We start from the raw sequence: 21,415 nt of genomic DNA, 5'->3' as shown, positions 1-21,415 counted from the left end.
GCTCGACATGATTATCGAGTTTCGTTGCGAAATTGAGCAGGCGCGGCGGTGGATGGACCGCGAGACGCTGTCGATCGACGGCCGGGATGTGCCGGTTCAGATCGCATGGACGGCAACGGCAGAGCCACGGCCCACAGGTCTCGACGCGCTGTTCGCGCTCGAACGTCTGGTGTTGCAGAAGGGCAAGCCTGGCGGCGCCGACAGGCTGAAGATCGATCCGGAACGGATGCAGGCGCGAACCGGCGCGGCCGACGTGATCGTCGATTTCACCGGCGCCGCGCGGGATCCCGGCAGCTCGGCCCGGCTGTATCTCCGCCCGCTGTTCAACGGAGCCGCCGGCGAAAACGCCGCGCTCGCCGCCATTCTCGCCGGCGACCTGCCGGTGATCGACATCGTCAACGAGGTCGACGGTGCAGTCCTCGACCGCGGCCATCCCTCCGGAGAGATCGCAGCCGGCTTGAGCGGTGCGCTCGAAACGGTCATGGCGCGAACCCTGACCATGGTGGCGGCAATCCTGTCGGGACGGCCGCGAATTGTGCCGCAGCTGGCGCGCCCCGCCGCAGGGAGAATTGGACGGCGTCCGGCGGCCTATGTCGCGCGCGGCCTCGCGATATCGATCGCCAAGGAGATCTACCGCCTCTGCTGCTATGCCCCGCATTGGCATGTCGGATGGCGCTTCAACAAGGGCGCAGGCGTCTGGCAGACCGGAGATCTGTCAGGACCAGGCTGGAACGTGCTTGCCGATCCCGGAAATCACTTCTACGCCGATCCTTTCCCCATCACGTGGCAGGGACGAACATTCGTCTTCTTTGAAGATCTCGACCACCGGGTCGGCAAGGGCATCATTTCCGCGATAGAGTTCGACGAGGCCGGCCCGGTCGGAGCCGCCGTACCCGTGCTGGAGGAGCCCTGGCACCTCTCCTATCCGTTCCTGATCGAGGACGACGGTGCATTGTGGATGATCCCGGAGAGCTCGCTCAACGGCGACGTCGCCCTCTACAAATGCGTTCGGTTTCCGGACAAATGGGAGCGGCACGCGACGCTGCTTTCGGGATTCGAACTGGCCGACGCGACGATCATGCGGCACAACGGCCTGAATTACCTGTTTGGCGCCTGGCGCGACGGCACGGGCGGGTATTCGGATTCGCTGGCGATCTATTACGCCGAGCACCTCATGGGTCCCTGGTTGCCGCACGCCAGCAATCCGGTCCTGATCGACCGCGCGAGCGCGCGGCCGGCGGGGAATTTCGTCACGATCAACGACCGATTGTGGCGACCGATCCAAGATTGCAGCGACGGATACGGCGCGGCGCTCGCCCTGGCGGAAATCGTCGAACTCTCGCCGACGACGTTCAAGCAGGTCGTCCGCCACTCGCTGAGGCCCGGACCGGCATGGCCCGGCCGGAAGCTGCACACGTTGAATCGCTGCGGCCAGCTCGAGGTGATCGACGGATCGCGTGTCCAACCCAAGACTCGCGCCTTCGCGAGCAGACTTCCATCGGCCGTCTTGTCGCCGCGCACGAGTCCAAATACCGCCTGCTGAATCAACCGGCGCGCTACGCGCGGACGGCATCTCTCGTCTTCACGGCGCTGCGCGACATTCGCCATGACGGACGGCGTGGATCAACGCCGTCCGGCATCGCGTATGTCGAGCGCTCCTCGCAGGGATCGCGTTCTACTGAGAACGGTCCGAGGTCCAGCCCTTGTACTGGGCGACATTGTCCCTGGTCACGAGCTTGGACGGCAGCAGCTCGACCGTCGAAGCCGGCTTCTGGCCGTTGAGAATGCCGACACCGACCTGCACGGCCCGCCGTGCCATGAAGAACGGATCCTGCGAGGCGGAAGCCTGGATCTGCAGCGCCGCGGGGTCCTTGAGCGCGGCCTCGATATCGGGCGCGCCGTCGACCGCGGTGATGACGATGCCGGTGCGGTTTTGCTGGCGCGCCGCAAGGTCGGTACCGATCGCCTGCGGATCGTTGATGGCGAAGATGGCGTCGATCTTGGGGAAGCGGGTCAGATAGCCCTGCGCGACGGTGAGGCCACCTTCGCGCGAGCCCTTGCCGTCCTGGTCGCTCGACAACACCTTGATGCCGGCGTTCTTCGACAAGACGTTCTTGCAGCCGACGACACGGTCGATCACGGCGGAGACCTGCGGCCCGTTCTCGATGATGACATCGCCCTTGCCGCCCAATTTGTCGACGATGTACTGGCAGGAGATCTCGCCGGCCTGCACGTTGTTCGTGGTCACGGTAGCATCGGCGCCATCGGCCGCGGTGTCGACCGCAACGACGACGATGCCTGCCGCCTGCGCCTTCTTGATCGCCGGCCCGATCGCCTTGGGATCGCCGGGGTTCAACAGGATCAGGTCGACGCCGGCGGCGATGAAATTGTCGATCTGGGTCACCTGCTTGCCGAGGTCGTATTCGAAGCCGACCGTCGTGATCTTCACATTGGGGTTGGTCTTTTTGGCCTCGAACTCGGCGCCCTTCGACAGCGCGACGAAGAACGGATTACCCATCGAACCGAGCGAGACGCCGATCGATTTGAGCTCCTTGGCGAAAGATGGTGCGCTGCTTAGGGCAAGCGCCGTCACGGCGCCGGCGAGCGTGATCGTCTTCAACATTGGCTTCCTCCCTGGTCTGTCTTCATTCCCGCCACGGCAGACCAGTTGCCGTAACGGAATCTCGTCTGGCGGAGCCCCTCAAGTTCTGGCCGAGCCTTGCAGCCGGTAGCGGTCCAGCGCCACGGCGCCAATGATCACAAGGCCCTTGATCACATATTGCCAGATGTCCGAGACGCCGACGAGGATCAGGCCGTTCGACAGCACGGCGATGATCAAGGCACCGACCAGCGTGCCCCAGATCGAGCCGATGCCGCCGACGAAGGAGGTGCCGCCCAGGATCACGGCGGTGATCGCATCGAGCTCATAGGACTGACCGAGCTGAAGGCCGTTGGCCGCATAGAGCCGCGCCGCCTGCATGGCGCCGCCTAGACCGGCGAACAGTCCCGAGACGCCGTAGACGAATATCAGCACGGCCCAGACCTTGATGCCCGCAAGCCGCGCCGCGCTTTCATTGCCGCCCACCGCATAGATGTGCACGCCGAGCACGGTCCGGCGCAGCACCAGCCAGGAGACGAGGATGACGAGCAAGGCGATCACCGAGAGCCAAGGGATCGACGCGATGCCGGGAACGAGCGTCAGCGATCCGTTGCCGATGAACGCATAGGGAATGGAGGGGTTGAAGACCGTGGTGTCGCCGCCGAGCAGTCGCGCCAGACCGCGTACGGCGGTGAGAGAGCCGAGCGTGACGATGAAGGGCGGCAGGCGGAGGAGCGCGATCAGCGCGCCGTTGACGACGCCGAAGCCAAGGCCCGTGACCAGCGCAGCCGGCAGCCACAGCATCCCGAGTTCCGGCAGCTTGGAGAGCGTCAACCCGGCCATGGCGGCGGCCGCCAGGATCGACCCGACCGACAGGTCAATGCCCCCGGTGAGGATGACGAAGGTCATGCCTGCGGCGAGCACGGTGTTCACTGCGGCCTGCTGCAACACGATGCCGAGATTCTGTCCGGTGAAGAAGCGGCCCTCCGACAGGAAGTGGAAGCCGCCGCACAAGATCAACAACACCGGCAGCATGCCGGCCGCGCGGATCACGAGCCTGATGCGCTGACGCTTCGTCTCCTGCGCTGCCGCGAGGCCCGCGGCGGTGGCAGTGTCCGCTTTCGGAGGGCTGTCATGCATCGAGTTGCTCCATCCCCGTGGCGAGCGCCATGATGTCTTCCTGGCTCAACTGCGTCGATTCGGTTCGCCTGACCTCGCCAGCAACAAGCCCCGATCGCATCACGATGACGCGGTCGCAGATGCCGATGATCTCGGGCAGATCGGACGAGATGACGAGGACCGCGGTGCCGGCCTTGGCCAGATTGTCGATGATCGAATAGATCTCGGACTTGGCGCCGACGTCAACGCCACGCGTCGGCTCGTCCAGGATCAGGACCTTCGGCGCAATGGCAAGAAGCCGCGACAGGAGCACCTTCTGCTGGTTGCCGCCGGACAGGCCACCGGCGGGGACGCCGACATCGGCGGCACGGATGCTGAGCCCCGCGAAGGCGCGGTCGGCGCGCTCACGCGCCTTGTCGCGATCCAGAAACCAGCCGAGCTTCGCATCGCGCGCGAGCACAGCCAGATTGATGTTGTCCAGACATGACATGTCGAGGAACAGACCGAGCGCCTTCCTGTCCTCCGTCAGATAGGCGATGCCGGCCTCGAGTGCCGCGCCCGGGCTGCGGATGTCGACCGCGCGGCCCTCAAGTTCGAGGCGGCCCGACGTTCGCGGTGCCGCGCCGATGATGAGATGCGCAAGCTCGGTGCGCCCGGCGCCGATCAGGCCGGCGAGGCCCACAACCTCGCCCGCATGCACGGTCAGCGAGCAGCCCTTGACGCGCTGGCCGTCGGCCATGTCGGTCGCTGCGAGCACGGGATGCCCTCGCCCCGCCTCAGGATCGTGATCCTTCTTGTAAAAGGAGGAGACGTCACGCCCGACCATCAGCCGAACGATGGTGTCGGCCCGGATGTCCTGCTTGTCGAGCGACCCGACCAGCCGGCCGTCGCGAAGCACGGTGACGCGGTCGCCGAGCGCGTAAACCTCGTCCATGCGATGCGAGATGTAGATGATGGCAAGCCCCTCCGCCCGAAGCTGGCGGATCAGCGCGAACAACCGCGCGCTCTCGCCGGCCGACAAGGCGGTGGTCGGTTCGTCCATGATCAGGATTTTCGATTTCGCGTGCAGCGCACGGGCGATCTCGACCAGTTGCCGCTGGCCCATGGAGAGATGCGCCACCAGCGTCGATGGCAGGAAATCCGCGCCCAGCCGTTTCAGGATGGAGCCGACGCCCTCGCGCATGGCGCCGCGCGCCAGCAAGCCTGATCGCGATATCTCCCGGCCGAGATAGATATTCTCGGCAACGCTGAGATTGGGAGCCAACGACAGCTCCTGGTAGATGATGGAGATGCCCGCCGCGCGGCCGCCGAGCGGACCTTCGATCCGCACCGGGCTTCCCTCGATGCGGATCTCGCCGCCGGGATCAGGCCTGTAGGCGCCGGACAGGATCTTCATCAGCGTCGATTTTCCGGCGCCGTTCTCGCCCATCAAGGCATGAATTTCGCCGGCATGGACGGTGAGATCGACGGCACGCAGCGCCTTGATGCCAAAGAAGGATTTTGAGACCCCGCGCATCTCGAGGATCGGATCGTTCATCGTGCCTCCCGACGCACAATGCGTTTCCTACCCGCGTCTCGATCTTCTTGTCAGCGCGGTCCACGCATTAAACAAAAGCCCGCCGCACAGGGCAATACCGAACACACGGGAATGCAACGTCGAGGCGATGCTAGTGGCGCGGACGATACAGTACACGCCACGCGGGAAGCCGCTCGGCGTAAGCATCGACCAGTCCTGCGTCGGGTTCGAACGTCTCGACACGCTGCGGCCGCGTGCACACGGCGGCGATCGCCTCACCGGTGACAGCAAGTCGCCCCAATCTCGCCGCACCGAACGCCGCGCCGGTTTCGCCTCCCGCGAAGCGATGGATTGGAACATTCAGCACATTTGCCAGCACCGAAAGCCAGAACCGGGACCGTGAACCACCGCCGATGGCGTCGGCTTCCGCAATCGCAATGCCGGCATCCGCGAGCGCGTCACGGCAATCGGCAAGCGCGAAGGCAACGCCCTCGAGCACCGCCTGCACGATCGGGCCGCGATCGGTGCCATGGCTCAAGCCATCCAGCAAGCCGCGCACGACGGGATCGTCGTGCGGAGTGCGCTCTCCCGCAAGATAAGGCAGGAAGCTCACGGGCGACGGCGCCTGCGGGCGCGTTCCAAGCGGGGCCAGCAACTCGGCCTCGGTGGCGCCGAACAGGCGCGCGATCCAGGCCAGGCAAGAGGCGGCCGAGAGGATCGCGCCGGCCTGAATCCACATCGCGGGAATAGCGTGGCAGAACGTATGCACCGCGCGGTCGGGATTGGCGGCGATTGTGCTCGTCGGGGCCAGCAAGGCACCCGAGGTTCCCAGGGACAGGAAGGCGGTTCCCGGCTGGATCGCGCCGATGCCGATGGCGCCCGCCGGATTGTCTCCGGCACCGCCTGCGATCACTGGCGGCTTGCTCATGCCCCAGCGCCGCGCCAGCTCGCCGCGCAGTGTCGTTGCGGGCGCGCATCCCTCGACCAGACGCGGCATCTGATCGCGCGACAGTCCGGTCGCTGCCAGTGCCGCGTCCGACCAGTCCCGGCGCGCGGCATCGAGCCACAGCGATCCCGACGCGTCCGAGACGTCCTCGATTGCCTCGCCGCTCAGCACCAGGCGCAAATAGGCCTTTGGAAGCAGAACGAGTTTCGTCGCCGCGAAAATTTCAGGCTCGTGCGTCGCGATCCAGAGCAGCTTCGGCGCGGTGAATCCCGGCATCGCCTTGTTGCCCGTCGTCGCACGCAAGGCGGGCCAGCGTCGTTCCAGGACACGACACTCCGCGGCTGAGCGTCCGTCGTTCCAGAGGATGCAAGGCCGCAGCGGTCTCGAGCTCGCATCGAGCAGCGTGGCGCCATGCATCTGGCCGGACAGCCCTATGCCTTCGACGGCCGCCAACGCGCCGGCATGCGTCGCCTTCAGCGCATCCAGCGTGGCAAAGGTTGCCTCGACCCAATGTGCGGAATCCTGCTCGAAATAGCCGGGCTGCGGCGATGCGGTCGGGAGCGGCCGGCTCTCGCTTGCAATCACACGCTGGGCACCGTCGACGAGAACGGTCTTGACCGCCGAAGTGCCAAGATCGATGCCGAGATACATGGATGCTCCCCGCTCACTTCGCCGCGTCGATCCAGATCCCTGGCTCCGAATGCTCGCGGATGTGGGTGACCAGGAAGTCGGAAAACACCCTGATCTTGGCGGGCAGTCCGGCACGGTTCTGATAGGCGATGTTCATCGTGAGCAGCGGCAACTCCCAGTCCATCAGCACCGGGACGAGACGGCCCGCGGCGATGTCGCTTTGCACGATGTAGAGCGGCTGGATGAGGATGCCGAGCCCTGCCAGGGCGGCGCCGCGGATGACCTGGCCGTCATTGCTGTCGAGAGTCGGCGTGATGCGGACGGTCTGCGCGCCATGGGCTTTGCGCAGGCGCAGCGAATAGGGATCGTTGGCGAGGTTGTAGACCAGCATGTTGTGGCGCGCGAGATCGGCGGGTTGTTCCGGCTCGCCGCAGCTTGCGAGATAGGATGGCGCGGCCGCAAGCACACGCCGCATCTGGCCGATGCGGCGGACGATGATGTTCGAATCCGGCTCCTGCTCGCGCGTCCGGATCGCGACGTCGATGCCGGCCTCGATGAAATCGGGGTAGCGGTTGGCGGTGGTGATCTGCATGTTGAGCTTCGGATAGCGCGCGCGGAAAGCCGGCAGCATCGGCGCCAGATAGATTACCGCAAAGGACAGCGAGCTCGTGACTCGCAACGTGCCCTGCGGCGACAGCGCGCGATCGCTGACGATGTCCTCGGCCTCCGCCAGTTCGCTCAGAACCCGGCTGGACCTCTCCAGCAATTCCTGCCCCGCTTCCGTCAACCACAGCCGGCGGGTATTGCGCTCGATCAGCCGAACGGCGAGGCGCTCCTCGAGCGCGCTGAGGTGCCGGCTTGCGGCTGCATTGGACATGCGCAGCGCTTCGGCAGCTTTGGACAGGCTGCCGAGTTCAGCCGTCTTGGCAAATACCTCCAATTGCAGCAGGCGATCCATTTTTCCACATTTAGGAAAAGAGACTTGCGATTATTGACCTTTATTTCCGTATCCCGCAAGCCAAAATGGCCGCAACAGAAGCAAGATTGCAGGCGAGGAAACTGGGAAATGTCGGGCCCGATCAGGCACATCGTGATGTGGCGGCTGCGCGGGGAGACGCCAGCGGAGCGTTCCGCCGCCCGGGCCAAGGTCAAAACCCTGTTCGAGGGGCTGCGCGGCCGGATCGAGGGCCTCACCCATATTGAAGTAGGGCTCGACGTCAGCGATGTCGATTACGCCTGCGACGTGGTGCTGTTCTCCGAATTCACCGACCACGCCGCTCTCGCCGCCTACGCCACCCACCCCGAACATTTGCGCGTCCGCGAGGCGCTGGGCGACTTGCGGATCGGCCGCTTCCAGGTGGATTATCCCATCAAAGAGACCGGCGCATGATCGGTTCGTTCACCTTTGAAAACCTGCCCTGCCGCGTCGTGTTCGGTAGCGGAACGCTGGCTAGCGCCAAGGCCGAAGTCGAGCGACTCGGCGGCAAGCGCGCACTGGTGCTGACGACGCCGCAGCAGGAGGCGCAGGGCAAGAGCCTTGGGACGGCGCTTGGCTCGCTCTACGCCGGGATCTTTCCCGGCGCCACCATGCATACGCCGGTCGATGTCACGGAGCGGGCGCTCGCGGCGATGAAGGCGTGCGACGCCGACTGCGTCGTCTCGCTCGGCGGCGGATCGACGACGGGTCTCGGCAAGGCGCTGGCGCTGCGTACCGGCGTCAACCAGCTCTGCATTCCCACCACCTATGCCGGCTCGGAGATGACGCCGATCGTCGGCCAGACCGAGAACGGCCTCAAGACCACGGTGCGCGACGCGGCGGTGCTGCCGGAGACCGTGATCTACGACGTCGATCTCACCCTGACGCTGCCGGCGAGCCTGGCCGCGACCTCGGGCATCAACGCGATCGCGCATGCGGTGGAAGCGCTTTACGCGCGCGATACCAATCCCGTCACCTCGCTGATGGCGGAACAAGGCATCCGCGCGCTGGCCCGCGCCCTGCCCGCCATCGCCATTAAGAGCGATGACCGCGAGGCCCGCACCGAAGCACTATATGGCGCGTGGCTGTGCGGCGTCTGCCTCGGCACTGTCGGCATGGCGCTGCATCACAAGCTCTGTCACACGCTCGGCGGCACATTTAATCTGCCGCATGCAGAGACCCACACCATCGTACTGCCGCATGCGCTCGCCTACAACGCACCGGCGGTGCCGGACGCGATGGCACGCATCTCGCGCGCAATCGGTGCGACCGATGCATCGCAGGGACTTTATGACCTTGCAGGACGGCTAGGTGCGAAGGTCGCGCTGCGCGACGTCGGCATGCCCGAGAGCGGCATCGACAAGGCAGCCGATCTCGCGGTCACCAACGCCTACTGGAATCCGCGCCCGCTCGAGCGCGGCGCCATCCGCGACCTGATCGCGCGCGCCTGGGCCGGCGAACGGCCTGTTGCCATTGAAGCGGCGGCGTAAAGCGATGCGGCGCACGCTGATCAAATCCGCCACGGTCATCAGCATGGATGATTCGATCGGCGATTTTTCGGCCGGCGACGTGCTGGTCGACGGGATCCGCATCGTCGACGTACGCCCATCGATCGACCTCGGCAGCGGTGCGGCCGAGACCGAGATCGTCGACGGCACGGGGCGCATCGTCATCCCCGGCCTCATCAACGCACACATGCACACCTGGCAAACGGCCCTGCGCGGCTATGCCGCGAACTGGACGCTGCTGGAATATTTCCGCCGCATGCATGCCGGGCTCGCGACCGTATTCCGGCCCGAGGACATCTACATTGCGACCGTCGTCGGCGCGCTGAACCAGATCAATTGCGGCACCACTACGCTGGTCGACTGGTGCCACAACAATCCGACGCCCGCTCACACCGACGCCGCCGTGCTTGGCCTGGTCGAGAGCGGGATCCGCGCCGCCTTCTTTCATGGCTCGCCGAAGCCTGAGCCAAAATCGGGCGAACCGCATTTCTCGGAAGTGCCGCATCCGCGCCGCGAGGTCGAGCGGCTGCTGGCAGGGCCCCTCGCCGACCGCGACGGCCTCGTCACGCTTGGTCTTGCGATCCTCGGCCCGCACTACTCGACGCTGGACGTCGCCATGCACGATTTCCGCCTGGCGCGCGAACTCAAGCTGATCGCATCGATGCATCAGGGTGGCGGCCCCGCGAAGACGCCTGATGGCTGGGAGAAGCTGATCGAGGCCGGCCTCGTTGGCGCCGGCATCAACATCGTCCACGGCAACGATCTGCCCGACGATCTCCTCGATCGTCTTGTCGATCTCGGTGTGTCCTTCTCCGTCACGCCAGAGAACGAGATGATCCAGGGCCACGGCTTCCCGATCACCGGACGGCTGCTCAAGCGCGGCGTGCGGCCGACGATCGGCATCGACCTCGAATCCGTGCTGGCCGGCGACCTATTCGGCGTCGCGCGCGTCGCGCTGTCGATGCAACGGGCACTCGACAATGCCGAGTCACGCAAAGTGAGCGGCACGATTCCGGCGACTACTACGATTCCGGTCCGCGAAGCGCTGCGCTGGATCACCATCGAGGGTGCGCGCATGCTTGGCCGCGACAACCAGATCGGCTCTCTGACGCCGGGCAAGCTTGCCGACCTCGTCATCATCAACGCCTCGGATCTCAACCTCTTTCCGGTGCACGATCCCATCGCGACCGTCGTGATGCAGACCAGCCTCGCCAATATCGAGGCCGTCATGATCGGGGGCTCCTGGAAGAAACGGAACGGCCAACTGCTGGTTGCGGGCTTGGAAGCGAAGAAAGAGTTGCTGGCGCAATCCGGCCGGCGGCTGGTGCAGGACATCGAACGACAGGGACGCGCCGCCTGAAGGCGCCAATGGACAAGATCAATGACTGACGCTTCAAGGAATGTCGCTTTCATCGGGATCGGCAAGATGGGCCTGCCGATGTCGGCGCTCGTCGCCAAGGCCGGTTACGCCGTCACCGCGTTCGACCAGAGCGCAGCGCGGATCAGCGAGGCCCGTAGGCAGGGAATTTCGATTGCTGCTTCGCCGGCTGAAGCCGTGAGCGGCAAGGCGGTGGTCATCACGTCCCTGCCCGATGATGCAGCCTTGCGCGGCGCGCTGCTCGGCCCCAGCGGGCTCATCGCCGCAATGGCGCCCGGAGCCGTCCTGATCGAGACCAGCACCGTGAGCGTCGAAGCCTCCGCTGATGTCGGCGCCGCGGCGCAGGCACGCGACATCCTCTATCTGCGCGCGCCGGTCTCCGGCAATGCCAGCATCGTTCACACGGGCGCATTGACCTGCTTCGTCTCGGGGCCGAAAGACGCCTTCGAAAACGCAAAGCCGCTGTTCGCGGCGTTCACCCGCGCCCAGACCTACCTCGGGCCGACCGAGGAAGCTCGCTACGCCAAGCTCGCGGTCAATCTGATGATCGCGGTATCGGCGGCGATGATGGCCGAGAGCCTGGCGCTGGCGCGCAAGGGCGGCATCGCCTGGCAGGATATTCTGAAGGTGCTGGACGACAGCGCGGTGACCTCGCCCATGGTGAAGTACAAGACCGCGCCGCTGCGGACCCGCGATTTCGAGTCCAGCTTCTCATGCAAGCAGATGGCCAAGGATCTCGACCTGATCCTCGGCGCCGGACATGCCGTCGGCGTTCCGCTTCAGCTCGCCGCCCAGGTGCGCGAGACCTATGGATCGCTGATCGCACAGGGCGACGGCGACACCGACTTCATCGCGACCGTCAAGCATCTGGAACGGTTGTCCGGCCTCGGCGAGCCGAAGCTGTGATCTACGGAGGCAAACATGCGTAACTTCAACGAAACCACGATCACCGAGGCGGTGATTGAGCGGATCGCGGGCGCGACCGATCCGCGTATCAAGCAGGTCAGCGAAGCTCTGGTGCGCCACCTTCATGCCTTCGTCCGCGAGGTGCGGCCGACCCAGAAGGAATGGGAATACGGTATCGACTTCCTGACCCGCACCGGGCACATGTGCGACGACAAGCGCCAGGAGTTTATCCTGCTGTCGGATACGCTCGGCGTCTCCATGCTGGTCGACGCGATCAACCATCCGGTGCCGGAAGGCGCGACCGAGACCACGGTGCTGGGACCGTTCTTCGTCCAGGCAGCGCCGGAGAAGGACAGCGGCGCCGATATCTCCGGCCCGATGGAAGGCGACCCGATGCTGGTCACCGGCTCGGTCTCGACCGTCGACGGACGTCCGCTTGCGGGCGCCATCGTGGACGTCTGGCACTCCGACGATGACGGCTATTACGACGTGCAGCAGCTCGACGAGATCGGAAATCTCGCGATGCGCGCGCGCTTCCACACCGACGCCAACGGCCGCTTCCATTTCTGGTCGATCAAGCCGGCCGCCTATCCGATCCCGCATGACGGCCCGGTCGGCGAGATGCTCGAGGTGCAGGGCCGCCATCCCTGGCGTCCGGCGCATGTGCACTTCATGATCTCGGCGCCCGGCTTCGAGCAGCTCGTGACCCACGTGTTCGTCGCCGGCGACAAATATCTCGACTCTGACGTCGTGTTCGGCGTCAAGGACAGCCTGATCCGCGAGTTCACCCGTCATCCGGCGGGGCGTGCGCCGGATGGTCGCATGGTGGACGGCGACTATTTTCACCTCAATTACGATTTCGGCCTGAAGCAGGTCGCGAGCAATGCAAGAGCCGCCTAGACTGGACGGCGACGGACCGACAAGAGTCCGGCAACAGGGAGCAGACGGGGAGTGAGGATGGGGCCGCGTGTCAGCACGGGCATATTGGCCGATCGCCTGTCGGGGATGATCGGTCCGCGCGCGAGCGTCGCTCGCGCCGTGCTCGACCAGCATGGGCAGAGCGAGTCGCATTATCGCAACCTGCCCCCCGACATCGTCGTTTTCCCCGAGACCACCCAGGAGGTCGCGGAGATCGTCAAGCTGTGCGCGGCCGCGAATATGCCAATCGTGCCGTTCGGCGCCGGCACCTCGCTGGAAGGCAATGCCGCTTCCGTCGCGGGCGGCGTGTGCTTCGACTTCTCGCGCATGAACAGGGTTCTGACCGTGCACGACAGCGACATGGATGTCGTGGTGCAGCCCGGCATCACGCGAAAGCAGCTCAATGCCGAGCTTCGAGGGACCGGACTTTTCTTTCCGATCGATCCCGGCGCGGACGCCTCCATCGGCGGCATGACGTCGACGCGCGCGTCCGGCACCATGGCAGTGCGCTACGGCACCATGAAGGACAACGTCATGGCGCTCGAGGTGGTGCTCGCCGACGGCCGGGTCATCCGAACCGCCAGGCGCGCGCGCAAATCGGCCGCCGGTTACGATTTGACGCGCATGTTCGTCGGGGCCGAAGGCACGCTCGGGATCATCACAGAGATCACGTTGAAGGTGCACCCGGTGCCACAGGCGATCTCGGCAGCGGTCTGCAGCTTCGACACGCTGCACAATGCCGTCGACACGGCGATCTCCGTGATCCAGTCCGCGATCCCCGTCGCGCGCATCGAGCTGCTCGACGACGTCATGATGCGCGGCATCAACGCCTACGCAAAGCTCGGCTATCGCGAGGCTCCCACCCTGTTCTTCGAATTCCATGGCTCCGAGACCTCCGTCGCCGAGCAGGCCGAGGCCGCGCAAGCCATCGCCGCCGATCATGGCGGCCATGGCTTTGCCTGGGCCAAGGCGGCGGAAGACCGCAGCCGGCTCTGGCACGCGCGCGACAACACGCTTTATGCGGGCCTGGGCCTGCGGCCCGGCGCGCGCGCCGTGATCACCGATGTCTGCGTGCCGATCTCGCGGCTGGCGGAATGCCTGACCGAGACCCGGCGCGATGCGGATGAGCACGGCTTTATTGCGCCGATCGTCGGCCATGTCGGCGACGGCAATTTCCACATGCTGATCCTGATCGACCCCGCGAAGCCCGAAGAGGCCGAAGGCGCCAAGGCGCTCCAGGCCCGCATGGTCGCCCGCGCCATCGCCATGGACGGCACCTGCACCGGCGAGCACGGTATCGGCCTCGGCAAGATCGACTATCTCACCGACGAGCTCGGCGAAGCCGTCGACGTGATGCGACAGATCAAGACCGCGCTCGACCCTGATGGACTGATGAACCCCGGAAAGATCTTTGCAAGCGGAGCGCGCGCATGAGCACCGCCGCATTGGCCATCGAGCCTGTCTCGCCCACGCCGCTGCTGGAGCTGCGCGGCATCAGCAAGGAGTTTCCCGGCGTCAAGGCGCTGGATGACGTGTCCTTTGCCGTCTTCCCCGGCGAAGTCCACATGCTGCTCGGGGAGAACGGCGCCGGCAAGTCGAGCCTGATGAAGGTGCTGTGCGGCGCCTACCGCGCCGACGCCGGCGAGTTCTATTACAAGGGCGAGAAGGTCGCGATCTCCTCGACCGCCGATGCGCAGAAGCTCGGCATCGCGGTGATCTTCCAGGAGTTCTCGCTCGTCCCCCATCTCGATATCGCCCAGAACATCTTCCTCGGCCGCGAGCCGAAGGGCCGTATCCCCTGCACCATCGACCGCCGCAGGATTCTGGCCGACGCGAGGCGCGTGCTCGGCACGATCGGCTTCGACATCGATCCCTCCACCATCGTCGACAAATTGGGCGTGGCGCAGCAGCAGATGGTCGAGATCGCGAAAGCGATCAGCCAGAACGCCCGCATCCTCGTGATGGACGAGCCGACGGCGGCGCTGTCCGACCGCGAAACGGAGCTTCTGTTCGCGCTGATCGCGCGGCTGAAGGCCGATGGCGTCTCCATCGTCTACATCTCCCACCGCATGGCCGAAGTGTTCGCGCTCGGCGACCGCATCACCGTGCTGCGCGACGGCCGCCGCATCGACGGCGTCCGGCCCGAAGACGTAACGCCGGACCAGCTCGTCCGCATGATGGTCGGCCGCAACGTCGACATGACCTACCCGCGCAACTTTGCCGACAAGCCCGGCGAGCTGCTGCTGGAGGTCAGGGGACTGACCGCCTCGACAGGGATTTCGGACATCAACATCGAGGTCCGGCGGGGCGAGATCGTGGGCCTCTGCGGTCTGGTCGGTTCCGGCCGCAGCGAAGTCGCGCGCGCGATCTTCGGCGCCGATCCCGTGACGTCAGGTGAGATCGTGTTCGACGGCAAGAGCATTTCCGGCGAGCCTGATCTCGCCGCCCGCCGCGGCATCGCGCTGATCCCGGAGAGCCGCAAGAGCGAGGGTCTCGCGCTGCTGCGGTCGGTGAGCGACAATCTGGTGGTGTCGGCGCTGCGCAAGCTGTTCCCGAGCGGCCTGTTCGACCAGCGCAGCGCACAGCGCACCTCCGACGGCCTGATCCGGCAGTTGAGGATCGCGACGCCAAGCGCGCGGCAGACCGTCGGCCTGCTTTCGGGCGGCAACCAGCAGAAGGTCGTGATCGGAAAATGGCTGGCGGCCGGTTCAAAACTCTTCATCTTCGACGAGCCGACGCGGGGAATCGACGTCGGAGCCAAATCCGAGATCTTTGCGCTGATCGACCGGCTGGTCGCGGAAGGCGCCGCTGCGCTGATGATCTCGTCCGAGCAGGTCGAGATCTGCCATGTCTGCGATCGCGCCTATGTGATGCGCGAGGGCCGCATCGCCGGGCATTTGACGCGCAACGAACTGACCGAGGAGAACATCGTGCGACTGGGGATGCATCATGCGTGAGGCCGCGGTCGTTTCCGAGCCCCATCCGCTGCAACGCATTCCCGGCGTTGCCATCGTGCTGGTGCTGCTGATCGCGCTGTTCAGCGCGATCGCGCCCGGCTTCCTGTCGGTCGCCAACCTCTCCAACGTGCTGGTGCAGTCGACCATCCTGACCATGCTGGCGCTGCCGATGACCCTGATCATCATGACCGAGGGGCTGGACCTGTCGATGGGCGCGGTGCTGACGCTGACCTCGCTCTGCGTCGCCATCGTCTCGCTCGCGACCCAATCGATGCTGCTCGGCCTCGGTGCCGGCCTGCTCGTGGGAGCCGCCTTCGGCACCGTCAACGGCTGGCTGGTCGCGATCCTCGGCATCCCGCCTTTCGTCGCGACGCTCGGCACGCTCGGCATGGCGCAAGGCCTGTCGCTGATCGTCAGCGACGGCCAGAGCGTGGTCGGCATCCCCCACAGCGTGCGCGACATCTACTCGGCGACGCTACTGGGCATCCCCGTGCCGATCGTGATGGCGCTGGTGACTTACGCCGCGTTTCACGGCTTGCTCTATCACACCCGCTTCGGCACCTACATCTTCGCGCTCGGCGGCAACCGTGAGGCGCTGCGCTATGCCGGCCTCTCGCCGAACCGGCTTCTGATCGCGGTCTATGCGATCGGCGGCGCCATGGCCGGCATCGCGGGCCTGCTGATGACCGCGCGGATGAATTCCGGCCACCCCACCGCCGGCCTCGGCCTCGAATTCGATGCGATTGCGGCCGTCGCGGTCGGCGGCACCTCCTTCGAGCGCGGCAATGGCTGGCTGCTCGGCACGTTGCTTGGCGTGATCGCGGTCGGTGTGCTGCGCAACGGGCTGAACCTGATCTCGATGCCATCCTCGGTGCAGGTCGCGAGCGTCGGTGTCCTCGTCATCGTCGCGCTGTTCCTCGATGGTCTCAGGAGCCACGCATGACCGACATCACCAAGGAGGCCATCGTGCCGTCCCGTTCCTTGCTGTCGCAGGATGCGGTCCAGGTATTCTATCGCCTGCTCGCGGCGCTGCTGATCTGTGCGGTGCTCGCGGTGCTCAGCGATTCCTTCCTGAGCCTCGGCAACATCCTCAATGTGCTCCGGCAGGCCAGCCTGACCTTCTTCATCGCCTCCGGTCTCACGCTGGTGGTGCTCACCGCCGGCCTCGACCTCTCCGTCGGCGCCAACGTCGCGCTGTCCGCCTGTATCGCCGGGACCGTGATCCACAAGACAGGCTCGCCGGCGCTCGGCATCCTGACCGGAATCGCCTGCGGCGGCATCGTCGGGCTTCTCAACGGGGTCATGGTCACTGCCCTGCGCATCCCCTCCTTCATCGCCACCTACGGCATGCTCTGGGTGCTGAACGGCCTGACCTATTGGTACATGGCGGGCGAGACCCTGCACGGCTTTCCGGCGGGCTTCCGCCAGATCGGCAGCGGCTATCTGTTCGGCCTGCCGATCCCGGTCTATCTGCTGCTGGTGTTCCTCGGGATCGGGACGCTGTTTGCGCAGCGCACGATCTGGGGCCAGGAGATCTATGCGATCGGTGCCAACCCGGTCGCGGCCCGGCTGTCCGGCATTCCCGTCGCACGCCGCCTGCTGCTGGTCTACGCCGTCTCCGGCACCATGGCGGGGCTCGCCTCGATCATCTTCCTGTCGCGGCTCAATTCGGCCGAGGCCGACATCGGCGAAAGCCTGACGCTGCCCGCGATCGCGGCCGTGCTGATCGGCGGCACCTCGCTGTTCGGCGGCGTCGGCACCGTGTTCGGCACCTTCATCGGCGCGTTGATCCTGACGCTGGTGCTGAACGGCATGAATCTCTTGTCGGTCAGCGCCAACTGGCAGCCGCTGGTCACCGGCATCATCGTCATTCTCGCGGTCTGGCTCGACATGAAGACCCGCCGCCGCGCGCAATGAGTTCCTGGACTACCAACAAGCAAAACGAGGGATGGAGACAACATGAAACAGAAACTGGGCTACTTGACGTCCTATTTGGCGCTGCCGCTGCTGATGGCGGCCGCGTTCACGACGCAGGCGCGCGCCGACGGCGAGACGATCGCCGTATTCACCAAGAACCAGACAAACCCGTTCTTCCAGACGGTGCGGGTTGGCGCCGACAGCATGGCGAAGGCGCTGAACGCGAAGACGCTCCAGTACATCCCGACCAAGCCGGACTCCATCCCCGAGCAGCTCAGCCAGATCGAGGACGTCGTGGTTAAGAAGCCGAGCGCGATCGTCTTCACGCCGGTCGACTACAAGGCGATGGTGCCGGGCGTCGAGAAGATCAACGAGGCAAAGATCCCGGTCGTCAACATCACCGACCGCTCCGCGGGCGGCAAGTTCCTCTCCTTCGTCGGCGCCGACGATTACAGCCTTGGGCTGGAGACTGCGCGTTTCCTGCTCAAGACGCTCGGCGGCAAAGGCAACATCGTCATCATCGAGGGCGTCAAGGGCTCGTTGACCAACGTCGACCGCGTCCGCGGCTTCAACGACGCGCTGAAGGAAAACGCGGGTGCCAAGCTGCTGGCCTCGCAGCCCGGCAACTACCAGCGGCTGCAGGCGCTCCAGGTGATGGAGAATTTGATGCAGTCGAACTCGCAGATCGACGGCGTGCTCGCCGCCAACGACGCCATGGCGGTCGGCGCGATCGAGGCGCTCGACGGTGCCAACCGCAAGGCCCAGGTGATCGGCATCAACGGCACCAAGGAGGCGATCGATGCCATCAAGTCCGGCAAGCTGCTGGCGAGCGGCGACTACAACGGATTTTTTCAAGGATGCCTCGGCACCATGATGGCGATCCGCAGCTTGCGCAACCAGCCGGTCATCAATGAGATCGTGCTAAAGCCGACCGTCATCACCAAGGACAATTACCAGCCGTTCGACGTGCCGCTGGAGCAGCGGACCTGCCCGACCTTCGAGGACGCCAGCAAGCTCGGCGCCAAATAGGCCAGCCGATCAAGACAAGCACGGACGGCCGCCTTTGCGGCCGTCCCAAGAAAACGAGACATAAAAGGAGACACCATGCTGTTCGCTATTCACGCCCTCGACCGCGCCGGCGCACTGCTGACCCGGCTGGCCAATTACGACGCGCACAAGGCCTTTCTGAGCGACACCTCGCGCTTCGGCGTCAAGATCGTGATGTCGGGGCCGCTCGTCTCCGATGATGGCCAGACCATGATCGGCAGCCTGTTCCTGATCGAGGCGCCCGGCCGCAGCGAAGTCGAAGCCTTCAACCACGCCGATCCCTTTGCCGAGGCCGGCATCTGGGACAAGGTCACGATCACGGGCTTCCTGCGCCGACAAGGTTGAAAGTTGCGACGGGCCATCGCCTGGCACCCGGCAAGGGCGTTCGCGCGGCCGTTACTTCGGATCTTTGTTCAGCTCTATGGCGACCTGCGAGACCCAGGCACCAGGCGCATCCATGACGAACGACTGGTGATTGCCCGCGGTCCGGATCGTCACCAACGCCGCAACGGTGTTGCCTTCAATTCTTGCCTCTATCAATCCGTCCTCCGAACTCGTTCCGTAGATCTTGCCACCCTGGCGGTATTCGCTCTCGAACCAATTCCCCGAAAACTCCTTGCCGTTCTGCTCCATGTTGGCGGACAAGACCATTTTGTAGGCATCGCTCGCGCATCGCAAATCCAGAGTGAGCGATCGGCCCAGCCTCGTGACGTTGTAGGCGACCCTGCAGCGCACCTTCTCGCGGGGACCATCGGCAGGCTTCATCGAACCCGTCCCTGACCAAGTGCCGGCCAAACCGTCCAGGGTCGCTTCCGCATAGGACGCGTTCAGGGCCACCAGCGCGAGGCAGGCGAGGCCGGCACTCCCTCGCTTAAGGGATGATTTCAAAGACACCGCGGCGGCTCCGATTCGTTGGGTTTGAACCGACCCTAGCCGCGATCAACCGATCAAAATTTGGCGAAGATGTTGAGATATGTTGCGGAACATGACTGAACCACGCGGCCCGGACCCGCTCGCGATGACAGTCTAACCCTGCGGCAATGCGTCGAGATGGCACGCCACCCACTGCTCGCTTCCGGCTGCGCGAAGCACCGGCTCCTCGGTCCGGCAGCGGTCGAAGACCAGCGGACACCGGGTGTGGAAGCGGCATCCGCGCGGAGGGTTGATCGGGCTCGGCACGTCGCCCTTGAGGATGATGGGATTGCGCTGAGCCCCCGGCTCGGGCAGCGGCACGGCCGAGAGCAGCGCCTTCGTGTAGGGATGCTTCGGCGCGGCAAATATCTCGCGGCGCGGCGCCACTTCGACGATCTTGCCAAGATACATCACCGCCACGCGGTGGGTCATGTGCTCGACGATCGCGAGGTCGTGGCTGATGAACAACAGCGCCAGGCCGAACTCGTTCTGGAGATCCTGGAGCAGATTGACGATCTGCGCCTTGACCGAAACGTCGAGCGCCGAGACCGCCTCATCGCAGACGATCAGCTCGGGCTCGGCCGCGAGTGCGCGCGCAATGCCGATGCGCTGGCGCTGGCCGCCGGAGAATTCGTGCGGCCTGCGGTTCAGCGCCTCGCGCGGCAGGCGCACCGTGTCCATCAGCGCCGTCACGCGCGTTTCGAGATCGCTTGCGGATTTGGCGAGGCCGAAATTGCGGATCGGCTCGGCCAGGATGTCGCGCACGCGCATCCGCGGATTGAGGCTCGAGAACGGATCCTGGAACACCACCTGCACGCGGCGGCGCATCTGGCGCATCGTGCTCGGATGTGCGTCGTCGATACGCTGGCCGTCGAGAATGACCTGGCCAGCGGTGATGTCGAACAGCCGCAGGATGGCACGGCCGACCGTGGACTTGCCGCAGCCGGATTCGCCGACCAGCGACAGCGTCTCGCCGCGCGCGACCTCGAACGAGACGCCGTCGACCGCATAGACCCATTCGGACTTGCGCCCGAACAGCCCGGTCTTGACCGGAAAGTGCTTCTTGAGGTCGTTAACCTGGAGCAGCGGGGGACTCATGCCGCAACGGCTCCCTTGGCAGCGTAGTGGCAGGCGGCGACGTGGCGCGGCCCCTTCTCCTCGAGCCCGGGCGCATACTGGCGACAGAGATCGGTCGCAAGCGCACAGCGGCCGGCAAAGACGCAGCCGATGATGGGCTTGCGGAGGTCAGGCACCTGGCCGGGAATCTCGGCCAGCCGTCGCGCGGTGCCGGTCAGCGACGAGCCGAGCCGCGGTACCGCGCCGAGCAGGCCTTGCGTATAGGGATGGCGCGGCGAGCGGAACAGCTCGGCGACCGGCGCCTCCTCGACCTTGCGGCCGGCATACATCACCATGACGCGCTCGGCGATCTCGGCGACGACGCCGAGATCGTGAGTGATCAGGATAATTGCCGCACCGACGCGGTGCTTCAGGTCCAGCATCAGTTTCAGGATCTGCGCCTGGATGGTCACGTCGAGCGCGGTGGTCGGCTCGTCCGCGATCAAGAGCTTCGGATTGCAGGCGAGCGCGATCGCGATCATCACGCGCTGGCGCATGCCGCCCGAGAGCTGGTGTGGATATTCGCGCACGCGCCGCGCCGGTTCGGGAATGCCGACGAGGGTCAGCATCTCGATCGCGTGCGCCTCGGCCGCCGCCTTGTCGAGGCCCTGATGGATCATGAGCGTCTCGCGGATCTGGCGGCCGACGGTCAACACCGGGTTCAGGCTCGTCATCGGCTCCTGAAAGATCATCGAGATGTCGTTGCCGCGGATGGCACGCATCTCGCGGTCGGAAAGCTGCAGAAGATCCCTGCCCGCGAAGCGGATGGTGCCGGCGATCCTGCCGGGCGGCTCCGGAATCAGCCGCATCAGCGACATCGAGGTCACCGACTTGCCGCAGCCGGACTCGCCGACGATGGCGAGCGTCTCGCCCTCGTTGACATGGAAGGACACACCGTCGACCGCGCGGTTGATGCCGCTCGGCGTCCGGAAGTGGGTCTGGAGGTCCTCGACTTCTAGCAAAGCCATCG

At 65.5% G+C, this 21,415-nt stretch carries 20 protein-coding genes; 12 read left to right on the top strand and 8 right to left on the bottom strand.

The features are described from left to right. Positions 1-7 precede the first annotated feature (7 nt). Positions 8-1,543 carry a glucosamine inositolphosphorylceramide transferase family protein gene (locus tag JQ572_RS11560; protein WP_211383128.1) on the top strand — a complete coding sequence of 512 codons (1,536 nt, stop codon included), beginning with the start codon at positions 8-10 and terminating at the stop codon, positions 1,541-1,543. A 132-nt stretch (positions 1,544-1,675) separates the two neighbouring features. Here JQ572_RS11560 and JQ572_RS11555 read toward each other — a convergent pair whose 3' ends face one another. The 5 genes from JQ572_RS11555 to JQ572_RS11535 form a co-directional block, all read right to left on the bottom strand. After that, positions 1,676-2,623: an ABC transporter substrate-binding protein gene (locus tag JQ572_RS11555; protein WP_211383127.1), complete on the bottom strand. Its 948-nt coding sequence runs from the start codon at positions 2,621-2,623 to the stop codon at positions 1,676-1,678. 78 nt (positions 2,624-2,701) lie between these two features. Beyond that, entirely contained in the window at positions 2,702-3,739 is a 1,038-nt protein-coding gene (locus JQ572_RS11550) for an ABC transporter permease subunit (protein ID WP_211383126.1), read from the bottom strand. Next, a complete protein-coding gene (locus JQ572_RS11545) occupies positions 3,732-5,255 on the bottom strand; it encodes a sugar ABC transporter ATP-binding protein (protein ID WP_211383125.1) in 1,524 nt (507 codons plus the stop codon). Before JQ572_RS11545 ends, JQ572_RS11550 begins: the two co-directional genes overlap by 8 nt. A 130-nt stretch (positions 5,256-5,385) precedes the next feature. Then, positions 5,386-6,831: a xylulokinase gene (gene xylB / locus JQ572_RS11540; protein ID WP_211383124.1), complete on the bottom strand. Its 1,446-nt coding sequence runs from the start codon at positions 6,829-6,831 to the stop codon at positions 5,386-5,388. Positions 6,832-6,844: 13 nt separating this feature from the next. After that, on the bottom strand, positions 6,845-7,768 hold the full coding sequence (locus JQ572_RS11535) for a LysR family transcriptional regulator (protein WP_211383123.1): 924 nt from the start codon (positions 7,766-7,768) through the stop codon (positions 6,845-6,847). A gap of 108 nt (positions 7,769-7,876) precedes the next feature. Between JQ572_RS11535 and JQ572_RS11530 the strand changes: the two genes are divergently transcribed. The 11 genes from JQ572_RS11530 (at position 7,877) to JQ572_RS11480 (ending at position 18,762) form a co-directional block, all read left to right on the top strand. Beyond that, the gene (locus tag JQ572_RS11530) at positions 7,877-8,200 is read left to right on the top strand and encodes a Dabb family protein (protein WP_211383122.1); all 324 of its coding nucleotides are present in this window, start codon (positions 7,877-7,879) and stop codon (positions 8,198-8,200) included. Further along, the gene (locus JQ572_RS11525) at positions 8,197-9,276 is read left to right on the top strand and encodes a maleylacetate reductase (RefSeq protein ID WP_211383121.1); all 1,080 of its coding nucleotides are present in this window, start codon (positions 8,197-8,199) and stop codon (positions 9,274-9,276) included. Before JQ572_RS11530 ends, JQ572_RS11525 begins: the two co-directional genes overlap by 4 nt. Positions 9,277-9,280: 4 nt before the next feature. Continuing rightward, a complete protein-coding gene (locus JQ572_RS11520) occupies positions 9,281-10,654 on the top strand; it encodes an amidohydrolase family protein (RefSeq protein WP_211383120.1) in 1,374 nt (457 codons plus the stop codon). A gap of 21 nt (positions 10,655-10,675) precedes the next feature. Further along, complete coding sequence (locus JQ572_RS11515) at positions 10,676-11,578, top strand: NAD(P)-dependent oxidoreductase (protein WP_211383119.1); 903 nt, start codon at positions 10,676-10,678, stop codon at positions 11,576-11,578. 15 nt (positions 11,579-11,593) lie between these two features. Further along, positions 11,594-12,478: an intradiol ring-cleavage dioxygenase gene (locus JQ572_RS11510; RefSeq protein WP_211383118.1), complete on the top strand. Its 885-nt coding sequence runs from the start codon at positions 11,594-11,596 to the stop codon at positions 12,476-12,478. A gap of 57 nt (positions 12,479-12,535) precedes the next feature. Continuing rightward, on the top strand, positions 12,536-13,930 hold the full coding sequence (locus JQ572_RS11505; protein ID WP_211383117.1) for an FAD-linked oxidase C-terminal domain-containing protein: 1,395 nt from the start codon (positions 12,536-12,538) through the stop codon (positions 13,928-13,930). Continuing rightward, positions 13,927-15,453: a sugar ABC transporter ATP-binding protein gene (locus JQ572_RS11500; protein WP_211383116.1), complete on the top strand. Its 1,527-nt coding sequence runs from the start codon at positions 13,927-13,929 to the stop codon at positions 15,451-15,453. Before JQ572_RS11505 ends, JQ572_RS11500 begins: the two co-directional genes overlap by 4 nt. After that, positions 15,446-16,396 carry an ABC transporter permease gene (locus JQ572_RS11495; protein WP_211383115.1) on the top strand — a complete coding sequence of 317 codons (951 nt, stop codon included), beginning with the start codon at positions 15,446-15,448 and terminating at the stop codon, positions 16,394-16,396. The genes JQ572_RS11500 and JQ572_RS11495 overlap by 8 nt, the downstream gene beginning before the upstream one ends. Then, the gene (locus tag JQ572_RS11490; protein WP_211383114.1) at positions 16,393-17,370 is read left to right on the top strand and encodes an ABC transporter permease; all 978 of its coding nucleotides are present in this window, start codon (positions 16,393-16,395) and stop codon (positions 17,368-17,370) included. Before JQ572_RS11495 ends, JQ572_RS11490 begins: the two co-directional genes overlap by 4 nt. 42 nt (positions 17,371-17,412) lie before the next feature. After that, positions 17,413-18,399, top strand: coding sequence for a sugar ABC transporter substrate-binding protein (locus tag JQ572_RS11485; protein ID WP_211383113.1), 987 nt, complete (start codon positions 17,413-17,415; stop codon positions 18,397-18,399). A gap of 75 nt (positions 18,400-18,474) precedes the next feature. Continuing rightward, on the top strand, positions 18,475-18,762 hold the full coding sequence (locus tag JQ572_RS11480; protein WP_211383112.1) for a YciI family protein: 288 nt from the start codon (positions 18,475-18,477) through the stop codon (positions 18,760-18,762). 51 nt (positions 18,763-18,813) lie between these two features. Here JQ572_RS11480 and JQ572_RS11475 read toward each other — a convergent pair whose 3' ends face one another. The 3 genes from JQ572_RS11475 to JQ572_RS11465 form a co-directional block, all read right to left on the bottom strand. Then, positions 18,814-19,311, bottom strand: coding sequence for a hypothetical protein (locus JQ572_RS11475; RefSeq protein ID WP_211383111.1), 498 nt, complete (start codon positions 19,309-19,311; stop codon positions 18,814-18,816). Between the two features lie 132 nt (positions 19,312-19,443). Then, entirely contained in the window at positions 19,444-20,427 is a 984-nt protein-coding gene (locus JQ572_RS11470) for an ABC transporter ATP-binding protein (RefSeq protein WP_211383110.1), read from the bottom strand. After that, positions 20,424-21,413, bottom strand: a complete 990-nt coding sequence (locus JQ572_RS11465) for an ABC transporter ATP-binding protein (protein ID WP_211383109.1) — start codon at positions 21,411-21,413, stop codon at positions 20,424-20,426. Before JQ572_RS11465 ends, JQ572_RS11470 begins: the two co-directional genes overlap by 4 nt. Between the last annotated feature and the right edge of the window lie 2 nt (positions 21,414-21,415).

It is taken from the genome of Bradyrhizobium sp. SZCCT0153, assembly GCF_018129995.1.
Classification (GTDB): domain Bacteria; phylum Pseudomonadota; class Alphaproteobacteria; order Rhizobiales; family Xanthobacteraceae; genus Bradyrhizobium; species Bradyrhizobium japonicum_G.
Note: the sequence above shows the minus strand (reverse complement) of the source record. Positions and strands in the feature narration are given on the sequence as shown.

What these genes read in the sequence shown, in the direction of transcription:
- JQ572_RS11560 (WP_211383128.1), top strand. Translation starts at nt 8, where the DNA reads ATGATTATCGAGTTTCGTTGCGAAATTGAGCAGGCGCGGCGGTGGATG.
- JQ572_RS11555 (WP_211383127.1), bottom strand. Translation starts at nt 2,623, where the DNA reads ATGTTGAAGACGATCACGCTCGCCGGCGCCGTGACGGCGCTTGCCCTA.
- JQ572_RS11550 (WP_211383126.1), bottom strand. Translation starts at nt 3,739, where the DNA reads ATGCATGACAGCCCTCCGAAAGCGGACACTGCCACCGCCGCGGGCCTC.
- JQ572_RS11545 (WP_211383125.1), bottom strand. Translation starts at nt 5,255, where the DNA reads ATGAACGATCCGATCCTCGAGATGCGCGGGGTCTCAAAATCCTTCTTT.
- xylB (WP_211383124.1), bottom strand. Translation starts at nt 6,831, where the DNA reads ATGTATCTCGGCATCGATCTTGGCACTTCGGCGGTCAAGACCGTTCTC.
- JQ572_RS11535 (WP_211383123.1), bottom strand. Translation starts at nt 7,768, where the DNA reads ATGGATCGCCTGCTGCAATTGGAGGTATTTGCCAAGACGGCTGAACTC.
- JQ572_RS11530 (WP_211383122.1), top strand. Translation starts at nt 7,877, where the DNA reads ATGTCGGGCCCGATCAGGCACATCGTGATGTGGCGGCTGCGCGGGGAG.
- JQ572_RS11525 (WP_211383121.1), top strand. Translation starts at nt 8,197, where the DNA reads ATGATCGGTTCGTTCACCTTTGAAAACCTGCCCTGCCGCGTCGTGTTC.
- JQ572_RS11520 (WP_211383120.1), top strand. Translation starts at nt 9,281, where the DNA reads ATGCGGCGCACGCTGATCAAATCCGCCACGGTCATCAGCATGGATGAT.
- JQ572_RS11515 (WP_211383119.1), top strand. Translation starts at nt 10,676, where the DNA reads ATGACTGACGCTTCAAGGAATGTCGCTTTCATCGGGATCGGCAAGATG.
- JQ572_RS11510 (WP_211383118.1), top strand. Translation starts at nt 11,594, where the DNA reads ATGCGTAACTTCAACGAAACCACGATCACCGAGGCGGTGATTGAGCGG.
- JQ572_RS11505 (WP_211383117.1), top strand. Translation starts at nt 12,536, where the DNA reads ATGGGGCCGCGTGTCAGCACGGGCATATTGGCCGATCGCCTGTCGGGG.
- JQ572_RS11500 (WP_211383116.1), top strand. Translation starts at nt 13,927, where the DNA reads ATGAGCACCGCCGCATTGGCCATCGAGCCTGTCTCGCCCACGCCGCTG.
- JQ572_RS11495 (WP_211383115.1), top strand. Translation starts at nt 15,446, where the DNA reads ATGCGTGAGGCCGCGGTCGTTTCCGAGCCCCATCCGCTGCAACGCATT.
- JQ572_RS11490 (WP_211383114.1), top strand. Translation starts at nt 16,393, where the DNA reads ATGACCGACATCACCAAGGAGGCCATCGTGCCGTCCCGTTCCTTGCTG.
- JQ572_RS11485 (WP_211383113.1), top strand. Translation starts at nt 17,413, where the DNA reads ATGAAACAGAAACTGGGCTACTTGACGTCCTATTTGGCGCTGCCGCTG.
- JQ572_RS11480 (WP_211383112.1), top strand. Translation starts at nt 18,475, where the DNA reads ATGCTGTTCGCTATTCACGCCCTCGACCGCGCCGGCGCACTGCTGACC.
- JQ572_RS11470 (WP_211383110.1), bottom strand. Translation starts at nt 20,427, where the DNA reads ATGAGTCCCCCGCTGCTCCAGGTTAACGACCTCAAGAAGCACTTTCCG.
- JQ572_RS11465 (WP_211383109.1), bottom strand. Translation starts at nt 21,413, where the DNA reads ATGGCTTTGCTAGAAGTCGAGGACCTCCAGACCCACTTCCGGACGCCG.